Origin of the sequence: Thiolapillus sp., assembly GCF_048562965.1 — a bacterium.
GTDB classification, from domain to species: Bacteria; Pseudomonadota; Gammaproteobacteria; order Chromatiales; family Chromatiaceae; genus Thiolapillus; species Thiolapillus brandeum_A.
Window position 1 is genome coordinate 1 of the sequence record NZ_JBHNMF010001193.1, and the last position, 796, is coordinate 796.

Below are 796 nucleotides of genomic sequence, written 5' to 3' on the forward strand. Positions count from 1 at the left end.
CTCTCGCCCAGCCACGACATCCGGGATGGTTATCTTTCCAATGATTTTACCGTGCTGGTCTGGAAGGAAGCATCCGCATCATGAATCAGACGCTGCTTCCGATGCTTTCCGCACTCGGCAAAGGTGGTAAACCTGGTATTGCCATTTGAGCGGCCAGACTGCCAGCGCCATGGCCTGCAGCGCACGCACCGGCACAGCCGTCCATCCGCCAGAAGAAATCCAGGACCAGGACAACACATGCAAGTCACGCCATCGCTCTGTAACGTCCAGCCCGGCTTCTTCGAACAGACTTTTCCATTCAGAAAAGTGGCCTGACTTCCTCTTTGGCATCGGTTTGGTAGGTACCCCCAAACAATCCCAGCCGGCGTGTCAAAAAATCCGCATTCGGCACCAGTAACAGGAATATTGCATCGGTTTTCGCTACCCTGACCATTTCCTTCAGCGCTTTCACCGGATCGATGAAGTGCTCGAGAGACCCGAGGCAGGTCACAACATCAAATCTGGCATCCTCAAACGGCAGGACTTCCGCCGGCATGGAAAAGTACTCTCCCTCACCCAGAGATGTTTTACAGGCCGAAATGGCTCTTTCAGACAAATCCACGCCATTTGTAAAAGCCCCCAGTTCCTTGCAGGCCAGCAACCATTCCCCGGTACCGCATGCCACATCCAGCACCTGCTGATTCTTTCTGACACCAATCCTGCGGGCCAACCGTCGCAGATGGCGAGATGCCGTTCGCTTTGGCTCCACTGATTTATAGTAGACCGAATCATAAAAATCACCGTATTCTTTACAAAC

The 796-nt window shown here is 53.3% G+C and carries 1 protein-coding gene; it reads right to left on the reverse strand.

The annotated features are described in order from the left end of the window. Positions 1-298 precede the first annotated feature (298 nt). On the reverse strand, positions 299-796 hold a 498-nt coding region (locus tag ACOCD2_RS23245; protein ID WP_293650660.1), incomplete at its 5' end, for a class I SAM-dependent methyltransferase.